Source organism: Rhodoferax koreense (assembly GCF_001955695.1).
GTDB classification, from domain to species: Bacteria; Pseudomonadota; Gammaproteobacteria; order Burkholderiales; family Burkholderiaceae_C; genus Rhodoferax_B; species Rhodoferax_B koreensis.
Map to the genome: position 1 here is coordinate 4,567,087 of NZ_CP019236.1, position 15,663 is coordinate 4,582,749.

At 66.1% G+C, this 15,663-nt stretch carries 13 protein-coding genes; 3 read left to right on the forward strand and 10 right to left on the reverse strand.

The window, feature by feature from the left end; genetic code table 11:
* Positions 1–6: 6 nt before the first annotated feature.
* The 7 genes from nirD to RD110_RS21245 all read right to left on the reverse strand — a co-directional run bounded on the left by nirD (position 7) and on the right by RD110_RS21245 (position 9,340).
* On the reverse strand, positions 7–357 hold the full coding sequence (nirD, locus tag RD110_RS21215) for a nitrite reductase small subunit NirD (RefSeq protein WP_076201798.1): 351 nt from the start codon (positions 355–357) through the stop codon (positions 7–9).
* On the reverse strand, positions 354–2,879 hold the full coding sequence (nirB, locus tag RD110_RS21220; RefSeq protein ID WP_076201799.1) for a nitrite reductase large subunit NirB: 2,526 nt from the start codon (positions 2,877–2,879) through the stop codon (positions 354–356). Before nirB ends, nirD begins: the two co-directional genes overlap by 4 nt.
* Positions 2,880–3,234: 355 nt before the next feature.
* Complete coding sequence (locus tag RD110_RS21225) at positions 3,235–4,026, reverse strand: heme ABC transporter ATP-binding protein (RefSeq protein WP_083686421.1); 792 nt, start codon at positions 4,024–4,026, stop codon at positions 3,235–3,237.
* The gene (locus RD110_RS21230) at positions 4,023–5,099 is read right to left on the reverse strand and encodes a FecCD family ABC transporter permease (RefSeq protein ID WP_076201801.1); all 1,077 of its coding nucleotides are present in this window, start codon (positions 5,097–5,099) and stop codon (positions 4,023–4,025) included. The genes RD110_RS21225 and RD110_RS21230 overlap by 4 nt, the downstream gene beginning before the upstream one ends.
* Positions 5,099–5,974, reverse strand: a complete 876-nt coding sequence (locus RD110_RS21235) for a heme/hemin ABC transporter substrate-binding protein (protein ID WP_076201802.1) — start codon at positions 5,972–5,974, stop codon at positions 5,099–5,101. Before RD110_RS21235 ends, RD110_RS21230 begins: the two co-directional genes overlap by 1 nt.
* A 5-nt stretch (positions 5,975–5,979) precedes the next feature.
* Positions 5,980–7,068, reverse strand: a complete 1,089-nt coding sequence (locus tag RD110_RS21240; protein ID WP_076201804.1) for a hemin-degrading factor — start codon at positions 7,066–7,068, stop codon at positions 5,980–5,982.
* A gap of 19 nt (positions 7,069–7,087) precedes the next feature.
* Positions 7,088–9,340, reverse strand: coding sequence for a TonB-dependent hemoglobin/transferrin/lactoferrin family receptor (locus RD110_RS21245; protein WP_157900272.1), 2,253 nt, complete (start codon positions 9,338–9,340; stop codon positions 7,088–7,090).
* 267 nt (positions 9,341–9,607) lie between these two features.
* Here RD110_RS21245 and ahpC point away from each other — a divergent pair, with 267 nt between their 5' ends.
* The 3 genes from ahpC to bfr all read left to right on the forward strand — a co-directional run bounded on the left by ahpC (position 9,608) and on the right by bfr (position 12,548).
* Positions 9,608–10,171, forward strand: coding sequence for an alkyl hydroperoxide reductase subunit C (gene ahpC, locus RD110_RS21250; RefSeq protein WP_076201805.1), 564 nt, complete (start codon positions 9,608–9,610; stop codon positions 10,169–10,171).
* 80 nt (positions 10,172–10,251) lie between these two features.
* Complete coding sequence (ahpF, locus tag RD110_RS21255; RefSeq protein ID WP_076201807.1) at positions 10,252–11,853, forward strand: alkyl hydroperoxide reductase subunit F; 1,602 nt, start codon at positions 10,252–10,254, stop codon at positions 11,851–11,853.
* Between the two features lie 218 nt (positions 11,854–12,071).
* Positions 12,072–12,548 (forward strand): bacterioferritin, encoded by a 477-nt coding sequence (bfr, locus tag RD110_RS21260; protein ID WP_076201808.1) that lies wholly within the window; start codon positions 12,072–12,074, stop codon positions 12,546–12,548.
* Positions 12,549–12,626: 78 nt separating this feature from the next.
* Here bfr and aspS read toward each other — a convergent pair whose 3' ends face one another.
* The 3 genes from aspS to RD110_RS21275 form a co-directional block, all read right to left on the reverse strand.
* A complete protein-coding gene (gene aspS / locus RD110_RS21265; RefSeq protein ID WP_239467085.1) occupies positions 12,627–14,435 on the reverse strand; it encodes an aspartate--tRNA ligase in 1,809 nt (602 codons plus the stop codon).
* Positions 14,436–14,520: 85 nt separating this feature from the next.
* Complete coding sequence (locus RD110_RS21270; RefSeq protein WP_076201811.1) at positions 14,521–15,150, reverse strand: DUF502 domain-containing protein; 630 nt, start codon at positions 15,148–15,150, stop codon at positions 14,521–14,523.
* 9 nt (positions 15,151–15,159) lie between these two features.
* On the reverse strand, positions 15,160–15,516 hold the full coding sequence (locus tag RD110_RS21275; RefSeq protein ID WP_076201813.1) for an FmdB family zinc ribbon protein: 357 nt from the start codon (positions 15,514–15,516) through the stop codon (positions 15,160–15,162).
* Positions 15,517–15,663 lie beyond the last annotated feature (147 nt).

A 15,663-nucleotide genomic window follows, 5' to 3' on the forward strand; every position in this document is an offset into this window, starting at 1 on the left:
CGAAGTCTACCCAGCCAGCGTCACGTTCACACGCCCGGCGTCGATGCGCACGCCATGTGCACGCACCGACTGCTCGGGCGCCTCCAGGCATTCGCCGGTCGCCAGGTCGAAGTGGTTCTTGTACAGCGGCGAGGCCACGACGACGCGCTCGCCGAGGTTGCCGAGCAGGCCGCGCGACAACACGCTCGCGCCCGACTTTGGATCGACGTTGTCGATGGCATAGAACCGGTCGCCATCGGCGACCTGCAGGCGGAACACGGCGACGTGCCGGTCCTCGACCAACGCGCATACACCGGTGCCCGGCAGGATGTCGTCGACCGCGCAGATGTCGGTCCATGTCTGAAGAACCGCGCTCATGCTGCCACTCCCTGGGATGCGTTGCGTTCCTCGGCACTGGCCGGGCGAATCTGCCCGCGCTCCTCGACGAAGACCACGTGTTCGTCGGCCTTGTCGCTGTTGACGAAGGAGCGGAAGCGCTTGCGCGTCTCCGGATCGTTCACCGCGGTCTTCCACTCGCACTGGTAGGTGTCGGCCACGTGCTGCATCTGCGCTTCGAGCTCGGCGCACAGGCCCAGGCTGTCCTTGATCAGCACGTCCTTCAGGTAGTCGAGGCCACCCTCCAGGCTTTCGCGCCAGGTGCTGGTGCGCTGCAGGCGGTCGGCTGTGCGCACGTAGAACATCAGCACGCGGTCGATCATGCGCACCAACTCGTCCTTGTCCAGGTCGGAGGCGAACAGTTCGGCGTGGCGCGGCTTCATGCCGCCGTTGCCGCAGATGTAGAGGTTCCAGCCCTTCTCGGTGGCGATGATGCCGATGTCCTTGCCCTGGGCTTCGGCGCACTCGCGGGTGCAGCCCGACACGCCGAACTTGATCTTGTGCGGCGAGCGCAGGCCCTTGTAGCGGTTCTCCAGTGCCACGGCCAGCCCCACGCTGTCGCCCACGCCGTAGCGGCACCAGGTCGAACCCACGCAGCTCTTCACCGTGCGCAGCGACTTGCCGTAGGCATGGCCCGACTCGAAGCCGGCGGCGATCAGTTCCTCCCAGATCGGCGGCAGTTGCTCGACGCGTGCGCCGAACAGGTCGACGCGCTGGCCACCGGTGACCTTGGTGTACAGGCCGTATTTCTTGGCCACCTGGCCCACGGCGATCAGGCCGTCCGGCGTGACCTCGCCGCCGGGCATGCGCGGCACGACCGAATACGAGCCGTCCTTCTGGATGTTGCCGAGGTAGTAGTCGTTGCTGTCCTGCAGGCCAGCCAGATCCTTCTTGAGCACGAATTCGTTCCAGCAGGAGGCGAACACGCTGGCGGCCACGGGCTTGCAGATCTCGCAGCCCAGGCCCTTGCCGTGCCGGGCCAGCAGGTCGTCGAAGCTCTTGATGTTGCCCACGCGCACCAGGTGGTAGATCTCCTGGCGCGAATAGGCGAAGTGTTCGCAGACGTGGTTGTTCACCGCCATGCCGCGGCGTGCCATCTCGAACTTCATCACCTGCGTGACCAGCGGCACGCAGCCGCCGCAGGTGGCGCCGGCCTTGGTGCAGGCCTTGATCTCGGCCACGGTGCAGGCGCCCTCGCCCACGGCGCCGCAGATCGCCGCCTTGCTCACGTTGTTGCAAGAGCATATTTGCGCTGCATCGGGCAGCGCTTCCACGCCGAGGCCGGGCTTGGCCTTGCCATCGCTCGACGGGAAGATCAAAAATTCGGGGTCGGCCGGCAGCGTGATGCCGTTCAGCGCCATCTGCAGCAGCGTGCCGTACTCGGTGGCGTCGCCGATCAGCACCGCGCCCAGCAACTGCTTGCCGTCTTCGCTGATGACGATCTTCTTGTAGATCTGGCGCAGTTCGTCCACGTACTGGCAGGAACGGCTCTTGGGCGTGCGGCCGTGCGCGTCGCCAATGCTGGCCACGTCCACCCCCATGAGCTTGAGCTTGGTGCTCATGTCGGCACCAACGAAGGCCGCGTCCTTGTCGCCGGCGATGTGGCGCGCCGCCACGCGGGCCATGTCGTAGCCCGGCGCCACCAGGCCGAACACCTGTTCGTTCCACGAAGCGCATTCGCCGATGGCATAGATGTCGTGGTCGCTGGTGCGGCAGGCGCTGTCGATGGCCACGCCGCCGCGCGGGCCGATGGCCAGCACGCACTGGCGCGCGAGTTCGTCGCGCGGGCGGATGCCGGCGGAGAACACGATCATGTCGGTTTCCAGGTGCGTGCCGTCGGCGAACACCATGCGATGGCGGCCCGTGGCACCGTCGGTGATCTCCTGCGTGTTGCGCCCGGTGTGCACGGTGAGGCCCAGTTCCTCGATCTTGGCGCGCAGCACGCGGCCGCCGCCTTCGTCCACCTGCACGGTCATCAGGCGCGGGGCGAATTCGACCACGTGGGCTTGCAGCCCCATGTCACGCAAGGCCTTCGCGCATTCCAGCCCCAGCAGGCCGCCGCCGACCACCACGCCGGTCTTCGACTTCCGGCCCGAGGCCTTCATCGCCTCCAGGTCTTCGATGGTGCGGTAGACGTGGATGTGTTCGCGCTCGCGCCCCGGCACCGGCGGCACGAAGGGGTTGGAGCCGGTGGCCAGCACCAGCTTGTCGTAAGGCAGCACCTCGCCGTCCAGGGTGGTGACGGTCTTGGCGATGCGGTCCACAGAGGCGGCGCGGGCGGCCAGGCGCAGCGTGAAGCCGGTGCGCTCGAAGAAACCGGACTCGACCAGGGAAAGGTCCTCGGCGGTCTTGCCGCTGAAGAATTCGGACAGGTGCACGCGGTCGTAGGCCGCACGCGGCTCCTCGCACAACACCGTGACTTCGACGTCGGGCAGTCCGGTTTCGGCGAGACTCTCGAGAAATTTATGGCCTACCATGCCGTGGCCGACAACAATGATCTTCATGCTGATCCTCGTGGGACCCGTGGCAGCGGAGGCATTGAGTGCGGTAGATGGCGGCTGGGCCCGACTCGGGCACCTGCCACAACGCACCCTCCGCTTCACACGGGTGGGGGTTGGAACAACCGAACGTCGTCAGCCAGGCAGGCCGATGCGCTTCGGTGGAGGCGCCATCATTAGCGGGAGAAACCGGCCCGCAGCAGCTTCACCGGCGGACGCAATGCATCAAGCAAGCTTCATGCCGGGCCAAGTCCGTATGCAGAAAGACCGCCTGCCCCAGGGAAAGCCCCGTGCAGTGACGGTTCACGGCCCCGGCCCCGATCCCATCCCGGTGCGGCGCGTCACCAAGTTGGGGCGGCCGTCACGCCATCAGCAGTTGCAGACAGCCCTCGCCGTCGCGCACCGGATGCACGTCCACCTGCCAGACGCGGCGCACCGTCGCCACGTCGAGCACCGTGGCCGGCGGCCCTTCGGCCAGCACCTGGCCGGCCTGCACGACCACGGCCTGGTCGGCGTAGCGCAGCGCCAGGTTCAGGTCGTGCAACACGGCCACCACGCCAATGCCATGGCGGTGTGCCCAGATGCGCGCCTGCCGCAGCACGGCGTGCTGGTGGTGCACGTCGAGCGCCGCGGTCGGTTCGTCGAGCAGCAACCAGCGGCTTTCGCCGGACGGCGGAGGTTCCCAGATCTGCGCCAGTACACGCGCGAGCTGCGCGCGGGCGCGTTCGCCGCCGCTGAGCGTGTTGAGCACGCGATGCGCCAGTGTGCCCACGCCGGTGGCCTGCATGGCCCGGGGGACGATGTCGCGCTCGTGCGGGCTGGGCCGGCGGCGATGCGGATAACGGCCGAGTTCGACGACTTCCTGCACGGTGTAGTCGAATGCGATCGACAGGTCCTGCGGCAGCAAGGCGCGGCGGGTTGCGAGGTCGGCGGCGGCATGCCGTGCGAGCGGCTGGCCCTGCAGCAGCACCTGACCGGCGCTCGGCGCGCGCTGCCCGCTGAGCAGCGAGAGCAGGCTCGACTTGCCCGCGCCGTTGGGCCCCAGCACGGCGGCGAAGCGGCCGGCCTCGAACGCCACCGAGACGTCGCGCAGCAGCGTGGCGCCACCGGCCTGGCAGGACGCGTGGTTCAGCGACAAGGTTTGCACCGTCACACACGCCCCCTGAACTGCCGCAGCAGCAACAGGAAAAACGGCACGCCGACAAAGGCCGTCAACACGCCGAGCGGCAGTTCGGCGGGCTGCACCGCGGTGCGGGCCACGCTGTCGGCCAGCAGCACCAGGGCCGCGCCGAGCATCGCCGAGCCGGGAATGACGATGCGGTGGTCCGGCCCTGCGACGAGCCGGATGCAATGCGGACTCAACAGGCCGACGAAGCCGATCATGCCGGTGGTGGCCGTGATCGCGCCCACGGCCAGCGCGGTGATGGCGATGGCGCGGCGCTTGGTGCGTTCCACGTCCACGCCCATCAGCACCGCCTGCGCCTCGCCCAATGCAATGACATTCAGCGGCCTGGCGCAGGTGGATGCTGCGCAGCCTGCTATCAAAACAATAGAAAACACCAGCAACACCGAAGCCCAGCGCGCGCCGCCCAGGCTGCCGAGCAGCCAGAACTGGATGCTGCGCAACTGCTCGTCGCTGGCCAGGAAGGTCAGGTAGCCGAGGCCGGCGCCGGCCAGCGCGTTGATGGCCACGCCGGCCAGCAGCATCAGGCCGACGCGGGTGCCGCCCTCGGATTGCGCCAGCAGGTAGATCAGCACCGTGACCGCCAGGCTGCCGCCGAAAGCCATGGCCACCAGCGTCCAGCTGCCCAGGCTGCGCGGCATTTCCGGGAAATACAGGGTGCCGAGCACGATGGCGATGCCCGCGGCCAGCGCCGCGCCGCTGCTCACGCCGATCAGCCCCGGATCGGCCAGCGGGTTGCGGAACAGGCCCTGCATCAGCGCGCCGGCCATGCCCAGCCCCGCGCCCGCGGCCAGGCCGAGCAGCAGCCGCGGCAGGCGGATGTTGAGGAACACCAGTTGCTCGGGCGTGCCCTCGATCCCGCCCGAGGCCAGGGCCCACAGCGTCTTCAGGATGTCGGCGAAGTCGATGGCATAGGCGCCGCGTGCGCTTGCGACCAGCAGGCTGGCCAGCACCAGGCCCGCGCCGAGCCACATCACGGAGGGGAAGGAGAGGCGGCGCGAACCCGGCGTGTCAGTCACCGGGCCTCCGACTGCGGCAGCCATCACGCGGCGGCCAGCTTCTGCGCCAGCACCCGCACCGTGCCCGGCAGGCGCGGGCCGAAACCGATGAGCTCGAGCGCGTCCATGTGCACCAGCGCCCGGCGCTTGAAGGCCGGCGTAAGTGCGAGTTCGGGCCGCGCCCAGAACTTGTCGATGCCGCCCTGCGCCTCGATGCCCTGTGTGGAAGTCAGGATCACGTCGGGCGCCGCCGCGGCCATGGCCTCGGCCGTCATCGGCCGGTAGCCGTCGAAGCCGCTCATCACGTTGATGCCGCCGGCAAAGCGGATCATCGCGTCGGCCGCGGTCTTCTGACCCGCCACCTGTGGGCTCGCGCCATGGGCCAGGATGAACAACACGCGCGGCTTGCGGGCGGTGCGCTGTGCCACTTCGTTCTGCACCACGGCCCAGTCGGCATCGAGCCGGGCCTGCAGCGCGCGTGCCTGGGTCTCGCGCGCCGCGCCACGGCCCACGGCGGCAATCTTGCGCTGCACCTCGGCCCAGGAATGGTCGGCGACGACGAGTTCGACCTTCACACCGGCGCTGCGCAACTGGTCGAGCACGACCGGCGGGCCGGCCTCGGTGGTGCCGATCACCGCATCGGGCCTGAGCGACAGCAGGCCTTCGGCCGACAGCGTGCGCAGGTAGCCGACCTTGGGCGTCTTCAGCGCCGCGGCGGGATACAGACTGGTGGTGTCGGTGCCGACAAGCTGCGCCTCGACGCCGAGTGCGTAGACGACTTCGGTGATGGCGCCGCCGACGGTGACCAGCCGCGGGGCAGTGGTGGTCTGCGCGCGCAACGGCCACACCGCCGCGGCACAGGTGGCCGCAGCAGCCGTAGCGATGAAACGCAGCGTGTCGCGGCGTGTGGAATGCTTCATCCCACTCATGACGCCACGGCCGTTTCTCGCAACGGCAGCCGCGCCACGATGTCGCGCCAGCCCTGCAGCTCGGGTGTGCCGGGCTTGCGGCTGCCGAAGAACATGGCCATGAGTTCGCCGCTGTGATCGAAAGCCTCGACCGAGGTGACGATGCCGTCGGCGGTGGGCTTCTGCACGGTCCACACGTCGGCGATCATGTCCTCGCGCAGGTGCAGGTTGAAGCCGGGGTCGAGCACGTTGATCCATTGCGCCGTGGGCGTGACCATGGGCTCGATGCGGTGCACCGGGCCGCTGTGGATCTGGATGCAGCCGGGGCTGCCCACGAAGACCATGATCGGCGTGCCGTCCATCGCCGCCTCGTCGAGCAGGTGGCGCACGGCGGACGGGTCGGCACGCTGCGTGAACTCACCTTCGACCAGGCGCAGCGCCTGCTGCCGTTCGGCCTTGTGCTGGCGCAGCAGACCGAAGAACTGGTGCGTGTCGGTCATCGCGCCCCAGGCGGCGGACAGCGCGGCCACGTCGATGCGGTCGTCGGGCTGCGCGGCGGCCTTGGGCGTGGCCGGCGTGAACACCACGGGCCCGCCGGCCGGCTGCGCGACGCGTGCCACCAGCGCATCGAAGGCGGCGCGGTCGGTCGCGTCGCGCACGAATATCTTGTGCACGGCCACGCCGTGGGCGTCGAAGAACTGCAGGCTCTGCGCAGGCGGGTTGGCGCTCGACGCCGCCGGCTCGAACACCGCGAAGCCGGCGAACCAGTGGTCGAGGAAGAGCCGGAGGTCGATGTCTTCGCCCAGCGCCAGGCCCATGGCCGGGCCGCCGCTGATGTTTTCGTAGACGCCCGTCTTCTCATGCACGGTGGATGCGTTGCGCGTGAGCGCCATCACCGGGCCGCAGGCCTGCAGGCCTTGCAGCAGCGCGATCCACGGGCCCTGCAGACGGATGGCCTTGAGCGGGTGCGCGTGTGCGCCGACGTGGGCGGCCACGGCCGCGCCTTCGCTCAGGCCCAGGCTTTCGGCCGCGTCCTTGGCGCGTTTGCCGCTCGCGCGGGCGTCGGCGAACTGCTGGCGCACTGCGGAATCTGTGATCTGTTGCATCGGATGGCTCCTCGGGGTTTCAGAAATCGGCGACCAGCGACACGCGGACGTTGCGGCCCGGCTGGCTGTAGGCGTCGATGGTCGTGCTGGTGGCGGCCTGACCAACGACGCTGGACCATTGCCAGTACTTCTTGTCGGTCAGGTTGTAGACCCCGGCGGTCAGGCGCAGGTCTTTGCTGATGCGCCACTGGCCGCTCAAGTCGACGATGGTGGCGGCCGGGCTCAGGAACGGGTTGGCCTGCGCCGAAAGATCGACGTCGCCGCGCTTCTTGCCCGCATAGTGGTTGACGTTGAGCGCGGCGCTCCACACCGGCGTGGCGTATTGCAGGCCGATGTTCAGGCGTTCCGGGCTGACCGAGTTGATGCCCGCGCCGGTCGCCTTGTTCGTGCCCTTGGTGCGGCCATACGAGAACGGCGTGCTGAGCTCGCCGCCGCCGAGCGCGTCGATGCGGCCCCATTCGGCACGGCCGCGCACCTCGAAGCCGCTGATGTGCACGCGGCTCAGGTTGACCGACTGGTAGATCGCCGGATCGGCCGCGGAGAAGCTGCCGCCGACCTGCTGAAAGTCTTCGATGAAATCCTTGTAGCGGCCGGTGAAGGCGGCCGCGCCGAGCTGCACGTTGGCCAGGCGGCCGCGCGTGCCGATCTCGAAGTTGCGGCTCTTCTCGGGCTTCAGGTTCGGGTTGGCGATGCTCTGGTAGTTGGCCTGCGGATTCGCGAAGAAGGAATTGATCTGGCCCGCGTTCGGCGCCTTGAAGCCCGAGGCGTAGTTGCCGTAGACGCTCCACACGTCGCTGGCGTGGTAGAGCACCCCGAGCTTGGGCGACAGCGCCGAATCCGACAGCGACTTGGCCAACGGCGTAAAGCCCGCCTGGCTCGCGTCGATGCTGAAGTGGTCGATGCGCAGCCCCGGCGTGATGCTCCAGGCGCCGAGGATGACCTCGTCCTGCGCATACAGCGCGGTGGTCGATTCCGTGGTGTCGGGGAAACGCTTGAGCGGATAGGTCTCGCCGGCCGCGGGCGTGACGCCGGTCTGCAGGTTTTCGATCTTGCCGCGGGTGTAGTCGAGGCCGTAGGTGATCTTCTGCAGCACGTCGGCGCCCAGGCGGATCTGCTTGTTGGCCTGCAGGTTGGCCTGGAAGCTTTTTTCCGAATAGTCGGTGATGCGCACGCGGTCGGCCGAGCTGAAGCGGTCCTGGAAGAAATACTCGTTCGACTTCGCATCCTGGTAGCTCAGCACCGCGCGCAACTGGTCGGCCAGGGCCGAACCGAGCTGCCAGCTGCCGTCCCAGGTCAGGCGGTCGCGCTGCATCTCGGTGTTGGCGTTCGAGGCGATGGTCGAATTGGCCAGGGCCGTGCCGGTGAGCACCGGCGTGGGCGCGTTGATGTTGGACAGCAGGTTGTAGTCGGCCTGGTGGTCCACGTGTTCGAAGGTGAGCACGTGCTTCTGGCCCCCGCCCGGCGTGAACACCAGCTTGGCCAGCAGCGACTGGTTCTTGTCGGTCTCGGGGTTGGGCGTGGTGCGGTTGGCGTTGGCCGCGTTGTTCGTGCCCATGTTGTCCAGCGCCTTGCCGCCGCTCAGGCTGCCCGACAGCAGCCAGGAAAACGCGTCGTTGGCCCGGCCGGCGGCGGTGACGCCGGTCTTCCAGCCTTCGCGGTCGCTGCTGTAGCCGACGTTGGCCGAGCCGCCGAAGGTCTTGCCGCCCAGCAGATAGTCAGCCGGCTCCTTGGTAATGAAGTTGACCAGGCCGGCCACGCCGTCCGAGCCGTACAGTGCCGAGGTGGCGCCGCGGACGATCTCCACGCGCTGTACGAGGCTGGTGTCGATGTAGTCGCGGCCCACGGCGCTTTCACTCGGGAAGGTGTAGCTGCGCGGCTGGCGGATGCCGTCGACCAGCATCAGCACGCGGTTGCCCTCGAGGCCGCGGATGTTGAAGCCGGCGTTCTGGTCGCGTCCGGTCTGCGCGCCGATGGCGAAACGCGCGGGCGAACGCGGCACGCTGACGTTCGGCAGATCGGCGCCGAGGTCGCGGATGTCCTGGACCTGCCGGCTCTCGAGTTCCTGGCTGTTGATGACGTCGATGGTCATCGGCAGCTCGTTTGGATCCTGCTCGCTGCGCGAGCCGCTGATGACGACCTCCTTGAGGGCCACGGTCTGCGCCTGGGCGCCGAGGCAGGCGCCACAGGCCAGCGCCACAAGCGTGGCGATTTCGCGCAGGTCGAAGCGTGCGGCGGGTTGAAATACAGATGAAAAACGCGAGATATGAACCACGGGCAGCCTGAAACGGTTGGTTGGACAACGTCGGCTGGCGTGGCGCGTCGCAAAAGGATCGGCGATCCTCTGCTACGCTGACAAGGGCTGGCTCTGGAGAGGTCGCAAGTATATGCGAATTATTCTCATCTAGAGGCGGCGCCAGGTTCGAAATGGACACGCAACATAGACGGTGCCAATTCAAACCATAGTCTATTACTATCGAATTAAACTATCGATGGATATATACTATCAATTCGTTTCACCATCAACCCAAAGGAAGTCAACATGTCCCTGATCAACACCCAAGTTCAACCGTTCAAGACCCAGGCTTACCTCAACGGCAAGTTTGTCGAAGTCTCCGACGAAACGCTCAAGGGCAAATGGTCGGTCCTGATCTTCATGCCGGCCGCTTTCACCTTCAACTGCCCCACGGAAGTCGAAGACGCGGCCGACAACTATCCTGAATTCCAGAAGCTGGGTACCGAGGTCTACATCGTGACCACCGACACGCACTTCTCGCACAAGGTGTGGCATGACACCTCCCCTGCCGTCGGCAAGGCCAAGTTCCCCCTGGTCGGCGATCCGACCCACACGCTGACCAAGGCTTTCGACGTGCACATCGCCGAAGAAGGCCTGGCGCTGCGAGGCACCTTCATCATCAACCCGGACGGCATCATCAAGACCGCCGAAGTGCACTCCAACGAAATCGCCCGCGACGTGAAGGAAACCCTGCGCAAGCTGAAGGCGGCTCAGTACACCGCCGCTCACCCGAACGAAGTCTGCCCTGCCAAGTGGAATGACGGCGACAAGACGATCGCCCCGTCGTTCGACCTGGTCGGCAAGATCTAAGCGCCAAGCTGCGCCCAAGCCCGGGCGCCTCGGTTCCCGGGCTTTTTTATCCCTCCAAGAATTTGCCTAGAAAGTCCATCATGCTCGACACCGCCACCAAAGCCCAACTGAAGAGTTACCTCGAACGTGCCACGCAGCCGATCGAAATCGTCGCCTCGGTCGACGACAGCAAGGCCTCGGGCGAAGTGCTGTCGCTGCTGAAGGACGTGGCCGAGTCGTCCCCGCTGGTCAAGCTGACCGAGAGCCGCGACGATCCGCACCGCAAACCCTCGTTCTCCGTCAACCGCCCCGGTGAAAACCACGGACCGCGTTTCGCCGGCCTGCCGATGGGCCACGAATTCACGTCGCTGATCCTCGCGCTGCTGCAGATCGGCGGCTATCCACCCAAGGTCGAACAGGCCATCCTCGACCAGATCAAGGCGCTCGACGGTGATTTCGACTTCGAGATCTATGTCTCGCTGACCTGCCACAACTGCCCCGACGTCGTGCAGGCGCTGAACCTGATGGCGGTGCAGAACCCGCGCATCCGCGCCACGATGATCGAAGGCGGCACCTTCCAGGACGAAGTCAAGGAACGCCAGATCATGGCCGTGCCGACCGTGTTCCTCAACGGCACCGAATTCGGCCAGGGCCGCATGAGCCTGGAGGAAATCCTGGCCAAGATCGACACCAGCGGTGTCGAGCGCGAAGCCAAGAAGATCGCCGCCAAGGACCCGTTCGACGTGCTGATCGTCGGCGGTGGCCCCGCTGGTGCCGCAGCCGCCGTGTACGCCGCACGCAAGGGCATCCGTACCGGCGTGGCGTCCGAGCGTTTCGGCGGCCAGGTGCTCGACACCATGGGCATCGAGAACTTCATCTCGGTGAAGGAAACCGAAGGGCCGAAGTTCGCCCACGCGCTGGAAGAGCACGTGCGCAACTACGACGTCGACATCATGAACCTGCAGCGTGCGGCCGCGCTCGTGCCCGGCAAGGACCTGATCGAGATCAAGCTGGAAAACGGCGCCTCGCTGAAGAGCCGTTCGGTGATCATCTCCACCGGCGCGCGCTGGCGCAACATCAACGTGCCCGGCGAGCAGGAGTTCAAGAACAAGGGCGTGGCCTATTGCCCGCACTGCGACGGTCCGCTGTTCAAGGGCAAGCGCGTGGCGGTGATCGGCGGCGGCAACTCGGGCGTGGAAGCGGCGATCGACCTGGCCGGCATCGTCGGCCATGTGACGCTGGTCGAGTTCGACACGCAGCTGCGCGCCGATGCCGTGCTGCAGCGCAAGCTCACCAGCCTGGCCAACGTGACCGTGATCAAGAATGCGCAGACCACCGAGATCACCGGCGACCAGAAGGTCAACGGCCTGGTCTACAAGGACCGCGGCACCGCTGAACTCCACACCGTGCCGCTCGAAGGCGTGTTCATCCAGATCGGCCTGGTGCCCAACACCGACTGGCTCAAGGGTGTGGTCGAGCTGACGAAACACGGCGAGATCGTGGTCGATGCACGCGGCCAGACCTCGGTGCCCGGCGTGTTCGCCGCAGGCGATGCGACCACCGTGCCGTTCAAGCAGATCATCATCGCCGCCGGTGATGGCGCCAAGGCCGCGCTCGGCGCTTTCGACCACCTGATCCGCACCTCGGCACCCGCCGAAGCGCCGATCGAACTGGTGAAGGCATTGGCCGAAGCCACGGCCTGAGCCACCCCGCCGCGGCCGATGGCCCGGTCGTCGTCATCGCGGTATGACACGACCGGGCCCTCTTTTTTCTCGGGCGAAAAAGAACGCCTATCAATCCCGTTCGCTCTCAGAGCGATATCACGGGGGCATGCGGCTCCGTTTTTTGATTTGTTGAGCAAGGTCAAAGACAATAGGCCGGCACATTGCAACCAAAACAAACCCATACGGAGGATTCCATCATGAAGGGCGATCTCAAGGTCATCGAGCATCTGCAGGCGCAGCTCAAGAACGAACTCACGGCCATCAACCAGTACTTCCTGCACTACCGCATGTACAAGCACTGGGGCCTGGACAAGCTGGCCAAGAAGGAATACGAGGAATCGATCGGCGAGATGAAGCACGCCGACAAGCTCATGGACCGCATTTTCATGCTCGACGGCCTGCCGAACCTGCAGGACCTGGCCAAGATCCTCGTCGGCGAAGACGTGCCCGAATGCCTGAACTGCGACCTCAAGGCCGAGTACGGCGCGCAGGCCACGATCAAGGACGGCATCGCCCATTGCGAAGCGGTGCGCGACTACGTCTCGCGCGACCTGCTGCAAGGCATCCTGGACGACACCGAAGAGCACATCGATTTCCTGGAAACCCAGATCGACCTGGTGGCCAAGGTCGGTATCCAGAACTACCTGCAAAGCCAGATGGGCGAACTGAGCTGAACGAGAGCGATCTCCTCCAATTGAAAAGGGCCGTGACTTGCGTCACGGCCCTTTTTTTCTGCGAGATTCAGTCGCGGATCAGACCGCAGGATCGCGCAGGCGGATGTGGAGTTCGCGCAACTGCTTCTCGTCCACCGTCGAAGGGGCCTGCGTGAGCAGATCCTGCGCGCGCTGGGTCTTGGGGAACGCGATCACGTCACGAATGGATTCGGCGCCGGTCATCAGCGTGACGATGCGGTCCAGGCCGAAAGCCAGGCCGCCGTGCGGTGGCGCGCCATATTGCAGCGCGTCGAGCAGGAAGCCGAACTTGTCCTGCGCTTCCTCGGGCGTAATCTTCAAGGCATCGAACACCTTCTGCTGCACGTCGGCGCGGTGGATACGCACCGAGCCGCCACCCATTTCCCAGCCGTTGAGCACCATGTCGTAACCCTTGGAGATGCACTTCTCGGGCGCGGTGGCCATCCAGTCCTCATGGCCGTCCTTGGGCGCGGTGAACGGGTGGTGCGTGGCGGTGTAGCGCTGCGCGTCCTCGTCGAATTCGAACATCGGGAAATCGGTGACCCACAGCGGACGCCAGGCTTTTTCGAACAGGCCGTTCTTCTTGCCGAATTCGCTGTGGCCGATCTTGATGCGCAGCGCGCCGATGGCGTCGTTCACGATCTTGGCCTTGTCGGCGCCGAAGAAGATCAGGTCGCCGTTCTGCGCACCCGAACGCTCGAGCACCGCCTGCAGCGCCTTGTCGTGGATGTTCTTGACGATGGGGCTTTGCAAGCCGTCGCGGCCCTTGGAGAGGTCGTTGACGCGGATGTAGGCCAGGCCCTTGGCGCCGTAGATCTTCACGAACTCGGTGTACGCGTCGATTTCGCCACGGCTGATACCGCCGCCTTCGACCGAACCGCCTGGCACGCGCAAGGCGACCACACGGCCGTTCTTCATCGTGGCCGCGCCCGAGAACACCTTGAAGTCCACATCGGCCATCACGTCGGTGAGTTCGGTGAATTCGAGCTTCACGCGCAGGTCGGGCTTGTCGGAGCCGTAGCGCGCCGCGGCTTCCTGGAAGGTCATCACCGGGAATTCGCCGAGGTCCACCCCCAGCGTGTTCTTGAACACCGTGCTGATCATTTCCTGGAACAGGTCGCGGATTTCCTGCTCGCCGAGGAACGAGGTTTCGATATCGATCTGCGTGAACTCGGGCTGGCGGTCGGCGCGCAGGTCTTCGTCGCGGAAGCACTTGGTGATCTGGTAGTAACGGTCGAAGCCGGCCACCATCAGCAACTGCTTGAACAGCTGCGGGCTTTGCGGCAGCGCGAAGAACGTGCCGGCATGCACGCGGCTGGGCACCAGGTAGTCGCGCGCACCTTCGGGCGTGGACTTGCCGAGCATCGGGGTTTCGATGTCGATGAAGCCGTGCGCGTCGAGGAACTTGCGCACTTCCATCGACACGCGGTAGCGCAGCATCAGGTTGTTCTGCATGTACGGGCGGCGCAGGTCCAGCACGCGGTGCGTGAGGCGCGTGGTTTCCGACAGGTTGTCGTCGTCCAGCTGGAACGGCGGCGTGACGGAGGGGTTCAGCACCGTCAGTTCGTGGCACAGGACTTCGACCTTGCCGCTCTTCAGCGTCTCGTTGGCCGTGCCCTCGGGGCGTGCGCGTACCAGGCCCTTGATCTGCACGCAGAATTCGTTGCGCAGGGTCTCGGAGGCGGCGAACATCTCCGGGCGGTCCGGATCGCAGACCACTTGCACATAACCTTCGCGGTCGCGCAGGTCGACAAAAATCACACCGCCATGGTCGCGGCGGCGGTTGACCCAGCCGCACAGGGTGACGGTTTGGCCCAGCAGGGCTTCGGTGACGAGACCGCAATAGGTGGAACGCATGAGAGAGGACATGGCTATCGGTTTCTGGCGCCCCGCGGGACGCATTGGGTTGACGGAAGCGGGCGCGCCAAGGGCGCCGCGCAGTAAACGTTGAACGTTAGGAGGGCAGCTTGGGCACGGTGTCGACGGGCATGCCGGGCGCCACCACCCCCATGGAGACGATGTATTTCAGCGCATCGTCCACGCTCATCTTCAGTTCGATGCAGTCGCTGGCCTTGAGCATGATGAAGTAGCCGCCCGTCGGGTTCGGCGTGGTCGGCACGTAGACGCTCAGGAAATCGCCCTGCAGGTAATTGGCCGTGTCGCCGCGCGGCACGCCGGTGACGAAGGCGATGGTCCACGCGCCTTCGCGCGGCCACTGCACCAGCACCGCCTTGCGGAAGGCATTGCCGTTTTCGGAGAACAAGGTGTCGGAGACCTGCTTCACACCCGAATAGATCGAACGCACGATCGGGATGCGGTGCAGCAGCCGGTTCCAGTAGTCGACGAGTTTGCGGCCGAAGAAGTTGCTCGCGGCGGCGCCGACCACCAGCAGGATCGCCAGCGCCAGCAGGACGCCGAAGCCCGGCATGTGAAAGCCGAGCAGGCGGTCGGGCTGCCACTGCGCGGGCAGGATCAGCAGGGTCTGGTCGAGCGTGCCGATCACCCACTGCAGGACCCAGATGGTGATGGCCACCGGCACGATGACCAGCAGGCCCGACAACAACCATTTACGCACGGCACCCATCGTCGGCGCTCAGTCGGCCGCTCGCGGCGCGGCGGCTTTTGCGGGTGCGGCCGCGGTGTCGTTCTTGGCGGCAGGCGCCGGTGCGGGCGCGGGTGCATCGGCGGACTTTGCCGGCGTATCGCTCGAAGCCGCCGGCTTGGCCGCGTCGGCCGCGGTGGTGGCCGGTGCCGGCGCCGAGGTGCCGCCGTTTCTGAAGTCCGTCACATACCAGCCGGAGCCCTTGAGCTGGAAACCCGCGGCCGTGAGCTGCTTCTTGAATGCTTCGGCGCCGCAGAATGGGCAGACGGTCAGCGGCGCGTCGGACATCTTCTGCAGGACGTCCTTGCTTTGCCCGCAGGATTCGCATTTGTAAGCGTAGATAGGCATGGCGTGAAGAAGCTCTGGTGGGGTTGCAAAACCCATGATTATATTGCGCACCCCCATGTCGCTCACTGCGTGTAGCTCCCACCCCCTTGCAGGGGGCGATACCTGCGGCCCGGCGAAGCCGGTTCCGCGGTATCTCTGGAAAGAGGC